The sequence below is a fragment of the Hymenobacter lucidus genome (assembly GCF_020447265.1).
GTDB classification, from domain to species: Bacteria; Bacteroidota; Bacteroidia; order Cytophagales; family Hymenobacteraceae; genus Hymenobacter; species Hymenobacter lucidus.
Map to the genome: position 1 here is coordinate 849,065 of NZ_JAJADR010000001.1, position 17,634 is coordinate 866,698.

20 protein-coding genes and 4 tRNA genes are annotated in these 17,634 nt (G+C 54.7%); 20 read left to right on the forward strand and 4 right to left on the reverse strand.

The genetic code is table 11. The features are described from left to right. Window positions 1-12 precede the first annotated feature (12 nt). Window positions 13-1,332: an adenosylhomocysteinase gene (ahcY, locus tag LGH74_RS03535; protein ID WP_226172032.1), complete on the forward strand. Its 1,320-nt coding sequence runs from the start codon at window positions 13-15 to the stop codon at window positions 1,330-1,332. A 93-nt stretch (window positions 1,333-1,425) separates the two neighbouring features. Here ahcY and LGH74_RS03540 read toward each other — a convergent pair whose 3' ends face one another. Further along, on the reverse strand, window positions 1,426-1,917 hold the full coding sequence (locus tag LGH74_RS03540) for a hypothetical protein (RefSeq protein WP_226172035.1): 492 nt from the start codon (window positions 1,915-1,917) through the stop codon (window positions 1,426-1,428). A 117-nt stretch (window positions 1,918-2,034) separates the two neighbouring features. Here LGH74_RS03540 and LGH74_RS03545 point away from each other — a divergent pair, with 117 nt between their 5' ends. The 7 genes from LGH74_RS03545 to nadD all read left to right on the forward strand — a co-directional run bounded on the left by LGH74_RS03545 (window position 2,035) and on the right by nadD (window position 7,359). Continuing rightward, window positions 2,035-2,811, forward strand: coding sequence for a glycosyltransferase family 2 protein (locus LGH74_RS03545; protein ID WP_226172037.1), 777 nt, complete (start codon window positions 2,035-2,037; stop codon window positions 2,809-2,811). Then, window positions 2,808-3,848, forward strand: a complete 1,041-nt coding sequence (locus tag LGH74_RS03550; RefSeq protein ID WP_226172039.1) for a glycosyltransferase family 9 protein — start codon at window positions 2,808-2,810, stop codon at window positions 3,846-3,848. Before LGH74_RS03545 ends, LGH74_RS03550 begins: the two co-directional genes overlap by 4 nt. 25 nt (window positions 3,849-3,873) lie before the next feature. Further along, the gene (locus tag LGH74_RS03555; protein WP_226172042.1) at window positions 3,874-5,160 is read left to right on the forward strand and encodes an O-antigen ligase family protein; all 1,287 of its coding nucleotides are present in this window, start codon (window positions 3,874-3,876) and stop codon (window positions 5,158-5,160) included. A gap of 77 nt (window positions 5,161-5,237) precedes the next feature. Continuing rightward, window positions 5,238-5,876 (forward strand): sigma-70 family RNA polymerase sigma factor, encoded by a 639-nt coding sequence (locus tag LGH74_RS03560; protein WP_135464428.1) that lies wholly within the window; start codon window positions 5,238-5,240, stop codon window positions 5,874-5,876. Window positions 5,877-5,896: 20 nt separating this feature from the next. Next, the gene (locus tag LGH74_RS03565; protein ID WP_226172045.1) at window positions 5,897-6,187 is read left to right on the forward strand and encodes a hypothetical protein; all 291 of its coding nucleotides are present in this window, start codon (window positions 5,897-5,899) and stop codon (window positions 6,185-6,187) included. Window positions 6,188-6,196: 9 nt separating this feature from the next. Further along, window positions 6,197-6,781: a guanylate kinase gene (gene gmk, locus LGH74_RS03570; RefSeq protein WP_226172048.1), complete on the forward strand. Its 585-nt coding sequence runs from the start codon at window positions 6,197-6,199 to the stop codon at window positions 6,779-6,781. Next, a complete protein-coding gene (gene nadD / locus LGH74_RS03575) occupies window positions 6,778-7,359 on the forward strand; it encodes a nicotinate (nicotinamide) nucleotide adenylyltransferase (protein WP_226172052.1) in 582 nt (193 codons plus the stop codon). Before gmk ends, nadD begins: the two co-directional genes overlap by 4 nt. 84 nt (window positions 7,360-7,443) lie before the next feature. On the opposite strand, the gene frr is transcribed toward nadD, so the two are convergent. From frr to LGH74_RS03590, 3 genes are all read right to left on the reverse strand, one after another. Then, a complete protein-coding gene (gene frr / locus LGH74_RS03580) occupies window positions 7,444-8,007 on the reverse strand; it encodes a ribosome recycling factor (protein WP_226172055.1) in 564 nt (187 codons plus the stop codon). 97 nt (window positions 8,008-8,104) lie between these two features. Beyond that, on the reverse strand, window positions 8,105-8,845 hold the full coding sequence (gene pyrH, locus LGH74_RS03585) for a UMP kinase (RefSeq protein ID WP_431357441.1): 741 nt from the start codon (window positions 8,843-8,845) through the stop codon (window positions 8,105-8,107). Window positions 8,846-8,998: 153 nt separating this feature from the next. Then, window positions 8,999-9,502, reverse strand: a complete 504-nt coding sequence (locus LGH74_RS03590) for a biotin/lipoyl-containing protein (protein ID WP_226172062.1) — start codon at window positions 9,500-9,502, stop codon at window positions 8,999-9,001. A 95-nt stretch (window positions 9,503-9,597) separates the two neighbouring features. Here LGH74_RS03590 and LGH74_RS03595 point away from each other — a divergent pair, with 95 nt between their 5' ends. The 12 genes from LGH74_RS03595 to rplL all read left to right on the forward strand — a co-directional run bounded on the left by LGH74_RS03595 (window position 9,598) and on the right by rplL (window position 17,504). Then, complete coding sequence (locus LGH74_RS03595; RefSeq protein WP_226172065.1) at window positions 9,598-12,192, forward strand: M1 family aminopeptidase; 2,595 nt, start codon at window positions 9,598-9,600, stop codon at window positions 12,190-12,192. 253 nt (window positions 12,193-12,445) lie between these two features. Beyond that, window positions 12,446-12,525: transfer RNA gene (locus LGH74_RS03600), tRNA-Tyr, on the forward strand. A gap of 71 nt (window positions 12,526-12,596) precedes the next feature. Beyond that, a tRNA-Gly gene (locus LGH74_RS03605) sits at window positions 12,597-12,669 on the forward strand. 17 nt (window positions 12,670-12,686) lie between these two features. Then, window positions 12,687-12,758: transfer RNA gene (locus LGH74_RS03610), tRNA-Thr, on the forward strand. Between the two features lie 170 nt (window positions 12,759-12,928). Further along, window positions 12,929-14,119, forward strand: a complete 1,191-nt coding sequence (gene tuf / locus LGH74_RS03615; protein ID WP_226172069.1) for an elongation factor Tu — start codon at window positions 12,929-12,931, stop codon at window positions 14,117-14,119. Between the two features lie 127 nt (window positions 14,120-14,246). Beyond that, window positions 14,247-14,317 (forward strand) — tRNA-Trp (locus LGH74_RS03620). A 53-nt stretch (window positions 14,318-14,370) separates the two neighbouring features. After that, a complete protein-coding gene (gene secE / locus LGH74_RS03625; protein WP_135464436.1) occupies window positions 14,371-14,565 on the forward strand; it encodes a preprotein translocase subunit SecE in 195 nt (64 codons plus the stop codon). A gap of 15 nt (window positions 14,566-14,580) precedes the next feature. Then, window positions 14,581-15,141, forward strand: coding sequence for a transcription termination/antitermination protein NusG (gene nusG / locus LGH74_RS03630; RefSeq protein WP_226172072.1), 561 nt, complete (start codon window positions 14,581-14,583; stop codon window positions 15,139-15,141). A gap of 187 nt (window positions 15,142-15,328) precedes the next feature. Beyond that, a complete protein-coding gene (gene rplK / locus LGH74_RS03635) occupies window positions 15,329-15,772 on the forward strand; it encodes a 50S ribosomal protein L11 (protein ID WP_226172078.1) in 444 nt (147 codons plus the stop codon). 21 nt (window positions 15,773-15,793) lie between these two features. Then, a complete protein-coding gene (gene rplA / locus LGH74_RS03640; protein WP_226172081.1) occupies window positions 15,794-16,489 on the forward strand; it encodes a 50S ribosomal protein L1 in 696 nt (231 codons plus the stop codon). Between the two features lie 17 nt (window positions 16,490-16,506). Beyond that, on the forward strand, window positions 16,507-17,061 hold the full coding sequence (gene rplJ / locus LGH74_RS03645; protein ID WP_226172084.1) for a 50S ribosomal protein L10: 555 nt from the start codon (window positions 16,507-16,509) through the stop codon (window positions 17,059-17,061). Between the two features lie 65 nt (window positions 17,062-17,126). Further along, window positions 17,127-17,504, forward strand: coding sequence for a 50S ribosomal protein L7/L12 (gene rplL / locus LGH74_RS03650; RefSeq protein ID WP_226172087.1), 378 nt, complete (start codon window positions 17,127-17,129; stop codon window positions 17,502-17,504). Window positions 17,505-17,634: the final 130 nt, after the last annotated feature.

The window sequence follows — 17,634 nt, forward strand, 5'->3', positions numbered from 1 at the left end:
AGCTACTGCATCATGGTTGAAACTACGACGAAAACGTACGTTCCGTACAAAGTAAAGGACATGTCGCTGGCCGAATGGGGCCGCAAGGAAATTCGGTTGGCTGAGGCCGAAATGCCGGGTTTGATGTCGCTGCGCGAAGAGTTTGGGGCCTCGCAGCCGCTGAAAGGCGCGCGCATCGCCGGCTGCCTGCACATGACCATCCAGACGGCAGTGCTCATCGAGACGCTCATCGCGCTGGGGGCTGATGTTACCTGGTCGTCCTGCAATATCTTCTCCACTCAGGACCACGCCGCGGCTGCCATTGCTGCCGCTGGTATTCCGGTGTATGCCTGGAAAGGCATGAACGAAGAGGAGTTTAACTGGTGCATCGAGCAGACGCTCTACTTCGGTGAAGACCGGCAGCCGCTGAACATGATTCTGGACGATGGTGGCGACCTGACCAACATGGTGCTGGACCGCTTCCCCGAGCTGGCCGCCGGCATCCGGGGCATTTCGGAGGAAACCACGACCGGCGTACTGCGCCTGCTGGACCGCGTGAAAAACGGCTCGTTGCCAATGCCCGCCTTCAACATCAACGACTCAGTAACAAAGTCGAAGTTCGACAACAAGTACGGCTGCAAAGAGTCGGCCGTGGACGCTATCCGTCGGGCTACCGATGTGATGATGGCTGGTAAGATTGCTGTGGTAGCTGGCTACGGCGACGTAGGAAAAGGTACTGCCGCCTCGCTGCGTGGTGCTGGCGCCCGCGTTATCGTTACCGAAATTGACCCAATCTGCGCCCTGCAGGCAGCCATGGACGGCTACGCGGTGAAGAAGATGGAAAACGCCATCAAGGAAGCCGACATCGTGGTAACGGCCACCGGCAACTGCGACATCATCACCGAAAGTGCTTTCCGCGCCCTCAAGGATAAAGCCATCGTCTGCAACATCGGTCACTTCGATGATGAAATCGATATGGCGTGGCTCAACAAGAACTACGGCCATACCAAAGACACGGTGAAGCCGCAGGTAGACCTCTACAACATCGATGGTAAGGAGGTAATCATTCTGGCCGAAGGTCGCCTCGTGAACCTGGGCTGCGCCACCGGCCACCCATCGTTCGTAATGTCGAACTCGTTTACCAACCAGACGCTGGCTCAGCTGGAGCTGTGGCAGAACTCAGCCAATTACGAAAACAAGGTGTACACCTTGCCCAAGTACCTCGATGAGAAAGTAGCCCGTCTGCACCTCGCCAAAATTGGTGTGGAGCTGGACGAGCTGAAGCCCAAGCAGGCTTCTTACATCGGTGTGGAAGTAGAAGGACCGTTCAAGTCGGATCTGTACCGCTACTAGGCACTGCGCTTACCCCGCTGAATTAAAGAAAGACCCCAACCGGCTGCTGTCGGTTGGGGTCTTTCTTTGGTAGGATGCTCACTTGCTGCGCTGCTACATCATGCCCGTTAGCGTAACCGACGGGCTAGTGTAGAGGGTGCTACCGAGCAATTGCCACTCATGATGCATCAGCAGCCGGTATTGTAGCTGGTTGCGGTGCTGCACGACGGTGCCGGCTGAAGGCTCCCAGCGGTGCCCTAGCGTGAACCCCGATACTGTGGCAAACAAGCCACGAGGCTGAATCACGGAATCCTGTTTGTAGTATTCGGCCAAAATAAACAGGCTGCTGGTGCCGAGGCTGGTTTTTTCCGTGGCGCTTCCGTTGCCTAAGGGCGTGTTAGCTGGAATGCCGGCAAGAAGATTCGGGGCCGACAAGGTCTTGGGCTGCGGCTTCGAACGGCCGCTGAGGGCCGCTATGCCAAGAAAGAAAAAGACGGCTACCGCTACGTTGAAGCGCTGTTTTAGCAGCTTTACAGCGTGAAAGAGCAAGTAAAACAACCCCAGATAAGCTACCAGGTTGAGCAAAGACCACAGGATATAGAGCATATTAGAAATAAGTTTGGGTACAATACTACAAAGGAGCAAGCGGAAATTACTTGGTAAGTGCTTTTAGTGCTCAAGGTTAGCCAGGAGAGGTTTGAACCCGTATTTTTGCCGTCACCTATGCCCGCAGTCCTGCTTTCCGTCGTCATCATCACCTTCAACGAAGAGGCCAACATCGGGCGCTGCCTGGCCGCGCTGGGTGATGTTGCCGATGAGGTGCTGGTCGTTGATTCCTTTTCTACCGACCGAACCGTGGAAATCTGCCAACAGTACAGCGCGCAGGTCGTGCAGCATGCTTTCGAAGGCTACGTGGAGCAGAAAAACTACGCCACCGCCCAGGCCCGCCACGACTACGTGCTGCAGCTCGATGCCGACGAGGTGCTGACTGATGCCCTGCGCGACGCTATCCGGACTGCAAAGGGCAACTGGCAGCACGCAGGCTACAGCTTGGCTCGCCTCACCAACTACTGCGGCACCTGGGTGCGGCACGGCGGCTGGTACCCTGACCGGAAGCTGCGCCTCTACGACCGGCGGCTGGGCCGCTGGGAAGGACTGCTGCTGCACGAGCGGTTCGAGGTAACGCCCGGCCAGCCCACCGGCACCCTGGCCGGCGACCTGCTGCACTATTCCTACCATTCCGTGGAGCAGCACGTGAGCCAGCTCAACCGCTTTACCAGTATTGCCGCCGCCGAGCTGGCGCTGCGCGGCAAGCGTGAGGTCACCTTATTTCACCTGCTGCTCAAGCCTGTCTGGAAGTTTGTGCACGGCTACTTTTTCCGGTTGGGCTTCCTCGATGGGTTTGCCGGCCTGTGCATTGCTACCATTTCGGCCTGGGGCGTATTTCTGAAATTTGCCAAGCTGCGCACCACGCCGCCGGCACCTGCTCATCCGCTATGAGAACTTTTCTGGTCAGCCGTACCGATGCCATTGGCGACGTTGTTCTCACGCTGCCCGTGTGTGCGGAGTTGCGCCAACTGGTGCCCGGCTGCCGCGTGGTGCTTATTGGCCGCACCTATACCCAGGCCGTGGCCGAAGCCTGCCCCTGGGTCGATGATTTTCTGAACTACGACGAGCTAAGCAAGCTTTCCGAAGCCGAGCAGGTAGCAGCGTTGCGGCACTACAAAGCCGAGGGCATCATTCACGTTTTTCCGAACCGCCTGCTGGCGCGGGTGGCCCAAAAGGCGGGTATTCCTATCCGCATCGGTACCCGTAGCCGCTGGGTGCACTGGCTCACCTGCAACCGGCTCGTGTCGCTCAGCCGCCGCCATTCCTTGCTCCACGAAGCCCAGCTGAACCTGAAGCTGCTGCTGCCCCTGGGCGCCAAAGCCGAATTTTCGCTGACTGATATCATTCCGCTGGTGCAACTGCGCGCTTCAGAAGCTTTGCCCCCGGATATTTCGGCCCTGCTGGCCGACCGCGTCGCCGGGCAGCTCAACGTTGTCCTGCATCCCCGGTCCCGCGGCAGTGCGCGCGAATGGGGCCTCGACTATTTTGGCCAACTGGCCCGGCTGCTGCATCAAGCCGGGCACCGCGTTTTCGTTACAGGTACGGCTGCCGAGGGTGAAGAGCTGGCGGCGTGGCTGCAGAAGCACCGTGCTTTTCTGGCCGCCGACCTCACCGGACGACTTTCCCTGAGTCAGTTGCTTGCCTTTATTCAGGCTGCCGATGGGCTGGTGGCGGCCAGCACGGGCCCGCTGCATCTGGCGGCGGCCCTGGGCCGGCACGCGCTGGGCCTCTATCCGCCGATGCGCCCCACGCACCCCGGCCGCTGGGCGCCGCTGGGCCCTCACGCCGAATACCTCGTTTTCGACCGGCCCGACTGCTCCGAATGCCGCACCCAGCCCGCCGCCTGTACCTGCATTAAGGCTATACTGCCCGTAGAGGTAGCCAGCCGGGTTCTGGCCTGGCAACTGCTGTCCTCTGCCCGATCCTGACGTTATTGTGCCCTTTCTTAGTTCTATGATGTCATCCTCGCTGGGGAGTACGTTGCGCCGGGCTTACCTCGATGGTCGGCTTTCACAGTATCTGCTGCTCATTGCCTGTCTAGCGGGTGTGGTTGGCCTGTTTGCGGCCCGGGCGCTGGTTTCTTTAAGCCCTGTAGCCGGGGTGGTGGCCGCTTTCCTCAATCCTAACATTAGGCAGGAACTGCCGCGGTGGCTGCGCAATGGGGCCGCTATTCGTCTGGCCCTGCTCTATTTGCTACTGCTGCTTAGTGGGCTCTACACATCTGCCTGGCCGGAATGGCGGCACGAGGTCTTCCGCCAATTGCCTCTTATCGGCGTACCCTTGGCTTTTGCGCTGGCCGTTCCGCTCAGTCGGGTACAGCGCTACGCCGTGGGTTGCTTCTTTACCATCGGCGCGGCCCTTATTGGTGGAGCTACCCTAGGCCGCTACCTGCTGCATCCGGCCGAAGCCAACATTCTGATTCAGGAAGGGCAAAACATTCCCTCGGTTACCCGCATCTTCCATATCCATTTCAGCATTATGCTGGTGCTAGCCACCTACTTCGGGTTCCTGCTTCAGCGTGATAAAACGGCCAGCCCGGCCATACGCTGGGCATTGCGGGCGGCTTCGCTGCTAGCCTTGGTAGTGCTGCACGTGTTGGCTTACCGTACAGGTCTGCTGGCCTTGTATGCGACGCTGCTGGCCGATGCGGTGCTGATGATAGTGCTGAAACGGCAATTCCTCGTCGGGCTGCTGCTGCTGGCTTGCCTGGTAGTAGTGCCCTACACTGCTTGGCGCAGCCTGCCGTCCATTCAGCGCCGGGTGGGAGGCTCGCTGTATGATATTTACCAGTTCACCAACGGCCGGGATATCAACACCTCTTCTCTGTCGCAGCGCTTAGCGGCCTGGCAAACGGCGCAGAATGTTGCGGGCCGCAACCCCTGGCTGGGCGTAGGTCCGGCCGATGCCTATGATGCCATGATGCAGGAGTATGAATGGCACGACTACGGCCTGCGGCCCGAAAACCGCGCCATGATCCACAACCAATACCTGCATTACCTGGTGGCCAGTGGCTTAGTGGGTCTGTTTTTGTGGCTGTTGGTATTGCTCACGCCCTTTTTGCAACCCGCGCAGCGCCGAAACCCGTACGTAGTGCAGTTTCTACTGATTCTAGGCGCCTCCATGCTGGTCGATTCACTGCTGGAAGTGCAGATTGGCTTCAACCTTTTCGTTTTTCTCTACAGCTTCCTCGTAGTAGCTACTGAAAGGCAGGCTCAACTGACCCAACAAAACCCTGCTTGAGCGGATTAGTATAATCTGTACATTTGTTTACACGGCTACTATTTTTTAACTAGACCAGCCGCAATTTTTTAGCGCCCATGAGCGATTCTCCCGAACGGGTTCCAAAGTTGAGTAAAGAGGAAAAAGACCGCCGTTTTCAGGCGGAATTAATGCCTGTACTCGATTCTCTGTACAATTTTGCCTTCCGCCTTACCCTCGACGAGGACGATGCCAACGACCTCGTTCAGGAGACGTATTTGAAGGCTTATCGCTTCTTCGAGTACTTCGAGCAGGGAACCAACGCCAAAGCTTGGCTGTTTCGCATCCTGAAAAATTCGTTCATCAACGACTTTCGTAAGAAGAGCAAACAACCCGCTAAAGTTGACTATAGCGAGATTGAAGGCTACTACAACACGGAAGACGTGGAGTCGGATGGCGACGCGGGTAGCACGTCGTCGGATATGCGGCAGCAGGCCGTGCGCGACCTGATCGGCGACGAAGTGGCCAGTGCTCTGAACTCGCTGCCGGTTGATTTTCGCACCGTTATCATCCTTTGTGATCTGGAAGGATTTACCTACGAGGAGATGGCCAAAGTGCTGGATATCCCTATTGGTACGGTTCGCTCCCGTCTGCACCGGGCGCGTAACTTCTTGAAGGAGAAACTAGAAAAATACGCAAAATCAATGGGCTACGGTAACGATATCGATGGCTCTGATGTTGGGGACGAAAACGAATAAACTTTACACCGGGCTCGGTTATGGAAAACACTGCTACTACATCAACCAACCAGCACGCTTCTTCCCAGATGGAAGGGGCCGACTGTGAACGCGTGAATACAATTCTCGACCAGATTATCGTAGGCCAGGAGCCTAGCGTGGAAGACGAAGAATACTTTGTGAACCACGCCGAAGATTGCTCACCATGCTTCGATAGCATCGGTAAACAGCAGATTTTCATCGACTTCCTTGCTCAGCATGTAGGCCGTAAAGGTGCGCCCTCTGCACTTCCCCAAACAATTTTAGCGCGCCTTCAAGCGGAAATGGCCTAATTTTACCCCATGCAGGGTAAAATCATAGCATTTTCGGCTCCTTCCGGTGCCGGCAAGACTACTATCGTCCACCGGCTCATGGATCAGATTCCGGAGCTGAGCTTTTCCATTTCGGCCTGCACGCGCGATAAGCGCGGCCGCACCGAAGCCAATGGCAAAGACTATTACTTCATTTCCGTTCAGGAATTCCAGGAGAAAATCCGGCACGACGAGTTCGTGGAATGGGAAGAGGTATACGAAGGTGCTTTCTATGGAACTCTCAAGTCTGAGATTGAGCGCATCTGGGAAAGCGGTAAGCATGCTGTACTAGATGTTGACGTCAAAGGCGGGCTAAGCATTAAGGAGTTTTACAAAGACCGTGCCTTGGCCGTTTTTGTGAAGCCGCCCTCCCTGGAAGTACTAGAGCAACGTTTGCGCACCCGCGCTACCGATTCAGCCTCTAGTATTTCGGCTCGACTCTACAAAGCCAACTTCGAGCTGACATTCGAAGACAGGTTCGATGTGACAGTCATCAATGATGATTTGGACCATGCCACCGAAACGGCTGCCAAGCTGGTGCGTGACTTCATTACCGCCGAGCCGGCTATTCTGTGAAGCAGCCCAAAATAGGGTTGCTCTTTGGCTCGTTCAACCCCATTCATACCGGCCACGTCATTCTGGCGCACTTTATGGCCACGCATACCGATCTGGATGCGGTGTGGCTGGTAGTGTCTCCGCAGAGTCCGTTTAAGGTGGGGCACGAAATGCTGGGGGAGCGGGAGCGTTTTGAGCTCGTAAGCCTGGCCATTCAAAACAACGACCGGCTTCGGGCTCTGGATGTTGAGTTTGCTATGCCCAAGCCCAGCTATACCATTGATACGCTCGATGAGCTGCGCCGCCGCTACCCCGACCACCGCTTCGTGCTGTTGATGGGTGAAGACAACCTGCCGGGCCTGCCCCGCTGGAAGCAGTCCGACCGAATTCTGGCCGAAAATGCGGTGTACGTTTATCCACGGCCCGGCGTAGATGCTACCGATGTAAACGCCCATCCCGGTGTGAAAGTGGTAGAGGCTCCGTTGCTGGACATCTCCGCTACCTTCATCCGCGACTGTATCCGGGCCGGCAAGTCGATTCGGTACTTGGTGCCCGAAGCCGTAGAGGGCTACATTATGGAAAAGGGTTTCTGGCGTTAATATTCCGCTACTTATACAACACGAAAAGGCCTCGTCAGTTAACTGGCGAGGCCTTTTCATGTTTGAAACATATTCAATCTAACCTCAGATGGTCATGATTTCTACTTCCTTCTTGCTGAGCAAATCATCTACTTTGCTGATGTACGAATCCGTGGCTTTTTGCACTTTGGCTTCGGCATCCTTGATGGAATCTTCGGCGGCACCATCCTTCAGCAGCTTGCGCAACGATTCATTCACATCCTTACGGATGCCGCGGATCCGTACTTTGCCGGCTTCCGACTCGGTTTTGGCCTGCTTCACTAGGTCACGGCGACGCTCCTCGGTCATAGGCGGAATGTTCAGGCGTACGCCCTCTGCATCCGACTGGGGGTTGAGGCCCAGGTCGCTGTTGCGGATGGCTTTTACGACTTCGGCAATTATGTTTTTCTCCCAGGGCTTGATGAAGAGCGTACGGGCATCAGGCGTCGTCACGTTGGCTACTTGGCTCACGGGCGTGGGCGTACCGTAATAGTCGACGCGCAGGCTGTCGAGCATGGCAGGGGAGGCCTTGCCCGCCCGGATCCGGCTCATTTCAACGCTGGTATGTTGCAGCGACTTGGCCATCGACTCTTCGGCTTCGCTGAGGTAAAACTGAATTTCTTCGTCCACTTTGGAAAGGTTAAGTGTTGAATGGTGAAGGTTAACTAACGAAAATGATGCGTCTGAAGAGCGTATTCGGTCTTTAGAACGCATCATTTAGGATTTTCTAGGCCTGCTCGGTAGGCTCAATGGCTGGTTGAAGGGCGCTGTGCTTGGAGTCGAGCTTGTGCGGCTTGTCGGGGCCGTTCATCGACACGCGAGTACCCACTGTTTCGCCCTCAATAAGGCGCTGCAGGTTGCCGGCCTTATTCATGTCGAATACGATGATAGGCAGGTTGTTTTCTTTGCACAGCGTGAAGGCCGTCATGTCCATCACGTTGAGGTTTTTCTCCATCACCTCGTCGAAGGTAATTTCCGGGTAGCGCACGGCCGTTGGGTCCTTCTCCGGGTCAGCGGTGTAGATGCCGTCTACGCGGGTACCCTTCAGCACTACGTCGGCTTCGATTTCAATAGCCCGCAGCGAAGCTGCCGAGTCGGTAGTGAAATATGGGGAGCCAATGCCGGCCCCGAAAATGACCACGCGGCCCTTCTCTAGGTGGCGCAGGGCCCGGCGGCGGATATACGGCTCACACACCCGCTGAATGGTGACGCCCGACAGCAGCCGAGTATTCACGTTGAGTTTCTCTAGGGCGCTCTGCAGGGCCATCGAGTTGATGACCGTGGCCAGCATGCCCATATAGTCGCCCTGCACCCGGTCGAGGCCGAAGGCTTCGGCTTGCACCCCGCGGAAGATATTGCCGCCGCCAATTACCACGGCCACCTGCGTGCCGGTAGCAGCAGCGGTTTTGATTTCCTCGGCGTATTGCATCAGACGGACCGCATCAATGCCATATTGCTGCTGGCCCATCAGGGCCTCACCGCTCAGTTTCAGCAGAATTCGGTTGTACTTCTTCAAAGGGTGGGGGGTTAAGCGTGAAAGTGTCAGTCGTGTAAAGCCGCTGCTAGATTCTGCAGCGCCTCAGCGCAGTATATACTGCCAAACAACGAACGAGTTAAATACTTAGTTGAACTGAATGAGCACTTGGCCTTTCGTGACGTTATCGCGCAGGCCCACCTTGATAGTGCCAATGGTACCGTCACCAGGAGCTTTCAGGATGTTCTCCATTTTCATGGCCTCTAGCACCAACAGCGGGTCACCTTTCTGCACCTGCTGGCCAGCTTCCACCCGAATTGCTACGATAAGGCCGGGCATTGGGGCTTTCAGTTCGTTTACTTTGTTGGCCGCCGCGTTGCTCATGCCCAACTTATCAAGCAGCAAATCAAACCGATCTTTGGCCTGCAGCTCAATCAGCTGACCGTTCAGTTTCAGCACGAAGGTCTTGGCGGCGTAGTCGGCGCTGATTAGTTCGGCCGAGTACGAACGGCTTTCATACAGAAGGTGGTAGCGGCCGTTGCCCAGCGCTACGAGGTCCCAATTGAAGGGTTCACCGTTGACGAGCGTCGAGCCGTTGGGGCGATAATCGATGTCCCAGGTCTGGTCGGATCCGGTGCTTACCTGTAGCATAGTGAGAGGGCAGATGGGCGGAAAAGGGCTTAAAGATAGGCCAAATCTGAAATATTTTCGGAACTTTAGCCCACATACCCCTATTGCCACTCTGCATGAAATATTCGGTCCTCGGCATCCTTGGCCTGGTCCTTACGTGCCATCTGACAGCGCCGGCGCAGTCCGTGAAAACGGCCAAGCCTTCTTCCCAGAAGCCGGCCGCACGTAAAAAAACCGCGCCTGCTGCCGACCTGCCCGTCACGGAGTCTGCTACTAGCACCATCATTGTGCCTTCGTGGCTGCCACCGACTAATCCGGTGCAGCCCGCCGCTACTATCGTTACCGACTTGCTCGATACCAAGCTCGACGTGCGCTTCGACTGGGCCAAGCAATGGCTACTGGGCACGGCAGCCCTCACCCTGCGTCCGCACTTCTATCCTCAGAGCCAAGTGGTGCTCGATGCCAAAGGCTTCGATATAAAAAGCGTACGGCTGGTAACGGCCGGCAAGGAGAAAAACCTCAACTACGGCTACGACAAGCGCAAAATAACGGTCAACCTTGACCGGCAGTACACCCGCACAGAGTCCTATCAGATCCGCATCAGCTACACGGCCAAGCCCAACGAGCTGGAAGCGGGCGGCAGCGCGGCCATTACCGGCAACAAGGGCCTGTACTTCATCAACCCGCTCGGCACTGATAAGAACAAGCCCAAGCAACTCTGGACCCAGGGCGAGACGGAAGCCAATTCTTGCTGGTTTCCGACTATTGACAAGCCCAACCAGCGCATGACCCAGGAAATTGCCATGACGGTGGACGCGCAGTACAAGACGCTTTCCAACGGCTTGCTGATTTCTTCCAAGAAGAATGCCGACGGTACTCGCACCGACGTGTGGAAACAAAGCCTGCCCGCCGCACCGTACCTGACGATGATGGCTGTGGGTGATTTTGCCGTCGTCAACGACTCCTGGCACGGCAAAGCAGTTGACTACTACGTCGAGCCTAAGTTTCAGGGCACGGCCAAAACGGTCTTTGGCAATACGCCAGCCATGCTCGACTTCTTCTCCAAGAAGCTGGGCGTTGAGTATCCGTGGGAGAAATACGCGCAGGTTTCCATCCGCGACTTTGTGTCGGGCGCCATGGAAAATACTTCAGCCACAACCATTCGGCAGGAGTGGACCCAGCTGACACCCCGCGAACTGCTCGACAAAACCTACATTACGGAAGGCACCATTGCTCACGAGCTGTTCCACCAGTGGTTCGGCGATTACGTTACAGCTGAGTCGTGGTCAAATCTGCCCCTGAACGAGGCCTTTGCTGATTACTCTGAGCTACTCTGGGCTGAATTCAAGTATGGAGCCGATGCGGCGGAATTGGTTCAGCAGGAAAAGCTGAACCAGTATCTGACTGAAGCCGAAAGCAAGCGGGAACCGCTGATTCGCTACCGCTATGCCGAGCGGGAGGATATGTTCGACCGTCATTCCTACGATAAAGGCGGCCGGGTGCTGCATATGCTGCGCAAGCAGGTCGGCGACGACGCCTTCTTTGCCTCCCTGAACCGCTACTTGACCACCAACAAGTTTTCAGCCTCGGAAATAGCCAAGCTGCGCATCGCCTTCGAAGAAACTACCGGCGAGGATCTGATGTGGTTCTTCGACCAGTGGTTTATGCAGCGAGGTCACCCCGAGTTGCGCGTCACGCACTCTTACGCTAATGGCCAGGTCACAATGCGCGTGCAGCAGCTACAAGATTCCACGTTCGTACCCATCTACCGCCTGCCCGTCACGGTCACTACTTGGATTAACAAGCAAGCTACCGATACGCGCATCGTCGTTACTAAAGCCGACCAAACCTTTCAGTGGGCCGCCCCGCAGCGTCCCAACCTTGTCAAGTTTGATTCCGAAGGCCAACTGCTGGCCAAAACTCAGGAGGAGCGCAGTCAGGACGAGCTTTTATTTCAGTACTACAACGCCCGCAGCTATCTGCAGAAATACGAGGCAATTGACGGGCTACGCAGCAAAGTCGGTGACTTGGCAGTGAGCGGCATGCTGCGCAACGCGTTGAATGACAATTTCTGGGCCGTCCGTAATGCTGCCCTAGAAGCTCTACGTAAGTATAAAGGCCCTGAAGGCAATGCCATTCGCAAGGACATTAAGCGCGTAGCCGCCGGCGACGTCAAGAGCCAGGTGCGGGCCACCGCTCTTGGTACACTGTCGACTTTTCCCAACGAGGATTTCAGTGACGTCTATAGCGTAGCCCTCAATGACAGCTCCTACCTAGTAGCCGGAGCGGCCATCGATGCGCTGACCAAGGCCCCAACTGTCGACACACGGGACCGAATCAATGCGCTGCAGGAAACCAGTAGCCCCACGATTCTAAGCTCGTTGGCCAACTATTACTCGCTCAACGGCAACCTCGACCAGTACCCGTGGTTTCTGCGCCGCCTGAACGATGTACCAGAAGATGACCTCTACAACTACCTACAGAACTTCGGTACGCTTATGACGCGCATTCCGCCCATCGAGCGGGAGAAGGGAATTCAGCGACTGGAAGTTTTGGCCCGCACTCACCGTAACTACGCCGTAAAGCTGGGCGCTTACCGGGCCCTCAATACCTTGGTGGCAAGTACGCCGAGTTTGAAGCCTTTACTGCAGGATATCAAAGCCAAGGAGAAGGATAGCCAACTAAAAGCTTTCTATAGCCTGCTGCAATAAAAAAACAGAAAAAAATGTACCGGGCTGTTCGTGTCTGTTTCACCAGCGTTAGTCCGCTAAAATCAGCCTCTTAGCTTTCGTTGCGAGGAAATGATGAACGACTCGCTAGAAAAATATTGCAACGATTTTTGCCGATAGGCTTGACTTGCATCAGAAAGCCACTAATTTTGCAACTCCTTTAGCAACCACCCCACTTTTTAAGGGTGTTAACGAAAGGGAAAAGCTCAGCACAAACGGTGCTGAAAAACAAACTGGGGGTATCGCATAGCGGCAATTGCGGGTGACTGTAACTCACCTCCTTCGGGTTCATAGGTTCGAGTCCTGTTACCCCCACAGTAGTGAAATAGTGATTTAGCGTAAGAGTGAACTTGTGCCCTTGGGTGCAGGTTCACTACTTCGCAAACGCGGGAGTAGCTCAGTTGGTAGAGCGGCAGCCTTCCAAGCTGCAGGTCGCGGGTTCGAACCTCGTCTCCCGCTCAACTTTTCAAACATAAGCCGTTTTAGCTCAGTGGTAGAGCACTTCCTTGGTAAGGAAGAGGTCATGGGTTCAAATCCCATAAATGGCTCACAATTACATTACGAATACCGACGGAGCAGCGCGACTGCCCTGTTTGGATCTGTCAAACAGGCAAAGCGACGTGCAGAACCATAGGTGGAGCTGCGTTTCGCTTTCTTGTAGTATAGTTCAGTCGCGTTTTTCCTCTCATCCCACAAATCCTCTTTTAATCTCTTTACAATGGCCAAAGAAAATTTTGATCGTTCCAAGCCGCACGTGAACATCGGTACGATCGGGCACGTCGACCACGGCAAAACCACCCTGACCGCTGCTATCACCACGGTACTGGCGAACAAAGGTTTGGCCGCTAAGCGTGACTTCTCGTCGATCGATAACGCTCCCGAAGAAAAAGAGCGTGGTATCACGATCAACACGGCTCACGTTGAGTACTCGACCGTAAACCGTCACTACGCCCACGTTGACTGCCCTGGTCACGCTGACTATGTGAAGAACATGGTTACGGGTGCTGCCCAGATGGACGGCGCTATCCTCGTAGTAGCTGCTACCGACGGCCCAATGCCCCAGACCCGTGAGCACATCCTGCTGGCTCGCCAGGTAGGTGTTCCTCAGCTGGTTGTGTTCATGAACAAAGTGGACATGGTGGATGACCCCGAGCTGCTCGAGCTCGTGGAAATGGAAATCCGCGAACTGCTCTCGTTCTACGACTTCGACGGCGACAACATTCCCGTAATTCAGGGCTCGGCTCTGGGTGGCCTGAATGGTGATGCCAACTGGGTTCCGAAAATCGAGGAGCTGATGGACGCTGTTGACAGCTACATTCCAATTCCGGCTCGTCTGACCGATCTGCCCTTCCTGATGCCAGTAGAGGACGTATTCTCTATCACGGGTCGTGGAACGGTTGCTACCGGCCGTATCGAGCGTGGTATCATCAACTCGGGTGAGCAAGTTGACATCCTGGGCATGGGCGCTGCCCCCGGCCTGAAGTCGACCGTAACCGGTGTTGAGATGTTCCGCAAGATTCTTGACCGTGGCGAAGCTGGTGACAACGTAGGTCTGTTGCTGCGCGGCATTGAAAAAGAAGCCATCCGTCGTGGTATGGTTATCTGCAAGCCTAACTCGGTAACTCCCCACCAGAAGTTCAAGGCTGAGGTTTACGTTCTCTCGAAAGAGGAAGGTGGCCGTCACACGCCTTTCTTCAACAACTACCGTCCGCAGTTCTACCTGCGCACCACCGACGTTACTGGCATCATCACCCTCCCAGAAGGTGTTGAAATGGTAATGCCCGGTGACAACATCACCATCCAGGTTGAGTTGATCAGCAAGGTGGCAATGGAAAAAGGTTTGCGTTTCGCTATCCGCGAAGGTGGCCGTACGGTAGGTGCCGGTCAGGTTACCGAAATCCTCGACTAGTTTCTCTCTAGAATCTAGTAAATCAAGACAATCCGCCTCTGATTTTTTCAGGGGCGGATTTGTTTTGTATAAAGAGTTCAGTACATTTGCAGTCCCAATCCGGCTTTACTGGATTTAACACGCATCCACGGGCGTAGTTCAAGGGTAGAATAGAGGTCTCCAAAACCTTTGATGGGAGTTCGAATCTCTCCGCCCGTGCAAGTAATGGTCATGCGCAACTGACCGCAATAGCTAAAGCCAAACCCGGCACCATGAGCAAGCTGACGAAATATTTCCGCGATACCACGGAGGAGATGCGTTACAAAGTAACGTGGTCTTCTTTTGAGGAACTGCAGAAGAGTGCCGGACTGGTGCTCATTGGTTCGCTCGTATTTGCCGCCGTCGTGGGTATTATGGACATTGTGTTCAAAACTGGCCTCGAAGCGTTTTACAACTCATTCCGTTAATCGAATTCAGCAGAGATGGGAGAGTTGAAGTGGTACGTAGTTCGTTCGGTTAGCGGACAGGAGAAGAAGGCTAAGCAGTACTTGGAAACCGAAATTGGCCGTCATGGTCTTTCGGAACTGGTACCCCAGGTGTTGATTCCGGCCGAGAAGGTTTACGAAATGCGTAACGGCAAGAAGCGAGTTCGGGAGCGGAACTTCTTCCCCGGTTACATCCTGATCCACGCTGATCTATCGCACGGCGAAGTTGACCACATTATTACCAGCACTCCCGGCGTAATTGGTTTCCTGAGCGACAAAGAAGGCAAAAGCACCAACACCAAGCCAATTCCATTGCGTCTGGCTGAGGTAAATCGGATTCTGGGCATCGTCGACGAAGCTGAAGAAGAAACGGCCAGCCTCGAAACACCATTTGTGGTAGGCGAACTGGTAAAAGTAGTAGACGGTGCCTTCAGTGGCTTTTCGGGCAACGTCTCGGAAGTGTTTGAAGAGCGTAAGAAGCTCAACGTTATTGTCAAAATATTCGGCCGTAGCACTCCCATGGAGCTTAGCTATACTCAGGTCGAAAAAGAATCATAAGTCAGCAGTATACTTTGAGAGCTGAGAAGCAAGGGAATTCTCCTGCTTCTCAGCTCTCTAGTCTACTCTCTGCAAAGAACGTCGTCGGTTATTCGCTCTGAGCCGGCGGTGCTTCCACTAGAGCACAAACAAAATAAAACGGAGGGCTGCCTGTGTTACGACAGACAGCCCGAAGCCTTTCAAACCAATGGCCAAAGAAATTAGAGGTTATCTGAAGCTTCAGATAAAGGGAGGCGCTGCGAATCCTTCGCCGCCGGTTGGACCTGCACTTGGTAGCAAAGGCCTTAACATCATGGAATTCTGCAAGCAGTTTAACGCTCGCACCCAGGATAAGGCCGGCCAAGTATGTCCCGTATTGATCACCATGTACACCGACAAGTCGTTTGACTTCGTGGTGAAAACCCCTCCAGCGCCAGTAATGCTGCTGGAAGCTGCCAAGCTCCAAAGTGGTTCGAAAGAGCCTAACCGGAACAAGGTAGGTTCGGTTACGTGGGACCAAATCCGCACCATCGCTGAAACTAAAATGGTTGACCTGAACGCCTTCAAGGTGGAGTCGGCTATGAAGTCGGTAGCTGGTACGGCCCGCAGCATGGGTATTACCATCAAGGGCGATTCTCCCTTTGCTGAATAACTTTAAAGGAGAACAAGACTGATGGCAAACGTTAGCAAAAAGCGCAAGGAAGCCCTTGCCAAACACGACCTGACGCAAGTACGCAACTTGGTAGAGGCTGCCAAAGTGGTGAAGGACATTACCTACACCAAGTTTGACGCCTCTGTTGATATCGACGTACGTCTGGGCGTTGACCCCCGTAAAGCCGACCAGATGGTACGTGGCGTCGCCACGCTGCCCCACGGTACCGGCAAAACCGTACGCGTTCTGGCTTTGGTAACTCCTGACAAGGAAGCCGAAGCTACCGCAGCCGGCGCTGATTTCGTAGGCTTGGACGACTATATCTCGAAAATCGAGAAAGGCTGGACTGACATCGACGTGATTATCACGATGCCGTCGGTAATGGCTAAAGTTGGTCGGCTAGGTCGCGTACTTGGTCCCCGTGGTCTGATGCCAAACCCGAAGTCGGGTACGGTAACGACCGACGTAGCCAAGGCAGTGCAGGAAGTGAAGGCTGGTAAAATCGACTTCAAAGTTGACAAAACCGGTATCATTCACACCAGCATCGGCAAAGTATCTTTTGATGACCAGAAGCTGGCGGAAAACGCCATCGAAGTAATCCAGACGCTGACGCGTTTGAAGCCTTCTTCGGCTAAAGGTACCTACATCAAGAGCATCACGCTGAGCAGCACGATGAGCCCCGGCGTTCCGGTTGACACTTCGGTTACTTCCGCTTAATTCACAATCAACGAGATATGACAAGGGAAGAAAAACAAGTCCTCGTCGACGAGTTGAGCGAAAAGTTTCAATCGCACAACGCGTTCTACATTGCCGATGCGTCGGGAATGTCGGTGGCGAAAATCAACGAATTCCGTCGCCTGTGCTTCACGCGCGGCTTGGAGTTCAAAGTGTACAAAAACACGCTGATCCGCAAGGCGCTCGATACGTTGAGCACCGATACGGCTGAGTTGGATGCTGCGCTGAAAGGCCAGTCGGGTGTGCTGTTCTCGAAAGAGGCTGGCAATGCTCCCGGCAAGCTGCTGAAAGACTTCTACAAAGCTCAGAACTACAGCAAAAACGCGGTTCCAAAGCCAGCTTTGAAGGGTGCTTACATCGACGCCAGCATCTACTTGGGTGCTGAGCAACTCGAAACCTTGAGCACGCTGAAAGGCAAAAATGAGCTTATCGGTGAAGTTATCGGTCTGCTCCAGTCGCCTGCCAAGAATGTTATCAGTGCTCTGTCGAGTGGTGGCAACAAACTGGCTGGTATCCTCAAGACGCTTTCCGAAAAAGAAGAGGTTGCTGCTTAATTGCCGCCCATCTTTTTCCCCTCAATTCAAATTCAACAACCCCTTTTTTTTAACAATCTACAGAAATGGCAGATTTGAAAGCATTCGCTGAGCAGCTCGTTAACCTGACGGTGAAAGAAGTAAACGAACTGGCTACGATCCTGAAGGACGAGTATGGCATTGAGCCTGCTGCTGCTGCTCCCGTAATGGTAGCTGGTGGTGGTGCTGCTGCTGCTGACGCTCCTGAGGAGAAGACGTCGTTCGACGTAATCCTGAAGTCGGCTGGCGCAAGCAAACTGGCTGTGGTGAAACTGGTGAAAGACCTGACCGGTCTGGGCCTGAAAGAAGCCAAAGAACTGGTTGACGGTGCTCCTAAGGCCCTGAAAGAAGGTGTTGCTAAAGACGAAGCTGATTCGTTGAAGAAGCAACTGGAAGAGGCTGGCGCTGAAGTAGAAGTTAAGTAAGCTGCCCCGCGCTTTTCTCTTAGAAACATGGATAGGCCTGGCAACTAAGCCAGGTCTTTTCCTGTTTGTAGGCTACGAGCTTTACCAGATTGCCCCCAGACGCCGCATTGCGGCTTTTTGTGCCTACGGG

Coding starts and splice junctions, on each gene's coding strand:
- ahcY (WP_226172032.1), top strand. CDS start 13: ATGGTTGAAACTACGACGAAAACGTACGTTCCGTACAAAGTAAAGGAC.
- LGH74_RS03540 (WP_226172035.1), bottom strand. CDS start 1,917: ATGCTCTATATCCTGTGGTCTTTGCTCAACCTGGTAGCTTATCTGGGG.
- LGH74_RS03545 (WP_226172037.1), top strand. CDS start 2,035: ATGCCCGCAGTCCTGCTTTCCGTCGTCATCATCACCTTCAACGAAGAG.
- LGH74_RS03550 (WP_226172039.1), top strand. CDS start 2,808: ATGAGAACTTTTCTGGTCAGCCGTACCGATGCCATTGGCGACGTTGTT.
- LGH74_RS03555 (WP_226172042.1), top strand. CDS start 3,874: ATGATGTCATCCTCGCTGGGGAGTACGTTGCGCCGGGCTTACCTCGAT.
- LGH74_RS03560 (WP_135464428.1), top strand. CDS start 5,238: ATGAGCGATTCTCCCGAACGGGTTCCAAAGTTGAGTAAAGAGGAAAAA.
- LGH74_RS03565 (WP_226172045.1), top strand. CDS start 5,897: ATGGAAAACACTGCTACTACATCAACCAACCAGCACGCTTCTTCCCAG.
- gmk (WP_226172048.1), top strand. CDS start 6,197: ATGCAGGGTAAAATCATAGCATTTTCGGCTCCTTCCGGTGCCGGCAAG.
- pyrH (WP_431357441.1), bottom strand. CDS start 8,845: ATGGGCCAGCAGCAATATGGCATTGATGCGGTCCGTCTGATGCAATAC.
- LGH74_RS03590 (WP_226172062.1), bottom strand. CDS start 9,502: ATGCTACAGGTAAGCACCGGATCCGACCAGACCTGGGACATCGATTAT.
- LGH74_RS03595 (WP_226172065.1), top strand. CDS start 9,598: ATGAAATATTCGGTCCTCGGCATCCTTGGCCTGGTCCTTACGTGCCAT.
- tuf (WP_226172069.1), top strand. CDS start 12,929: ATGGCCAAAGAAAATTTTGATCGTTCCAAGCCGCACGTGAACATCGGT.
- secE (WP_135464436.1), top strand. CDS start 14,371: ATGAGCAAGCTGACGAAATATTTCCGCGATACCACGGAGGAGATGCGT.
- nusG (WP_226172072.1), top strand. CDS start 14,581: ATGGGAGAGTTGAAGTGGTACGTAGTTCGTTCGGTTAGCGGACAGGAG.
- rplK (WP_226172078.1), top strand. CDS start 15,329: ATGGCCAAAGAAATTAGAGGTTATCTGAAGCTTCAGATAAAGGGAGGC.
- rplA (WP_226172081.1), top strand. CDS start 15,794: ATGGCAAACGTTAGCAAAAAGCGCAAGGAAGCCCTTGCCAAACACGAC.
- rplJ (WP_226172084.1), top strand. CDS start 16,507: ATGACAAGGGAAGAAAAACAAGTCCTCGTCGACGAGTTGAGCGAAAAG.
- rplL (WP_226172087.1), top strand. CDS start 17,127: ATGGCAGATTTGAAAGCATTCGCTGAGCAGCTCGTTAACCTGACGGTG.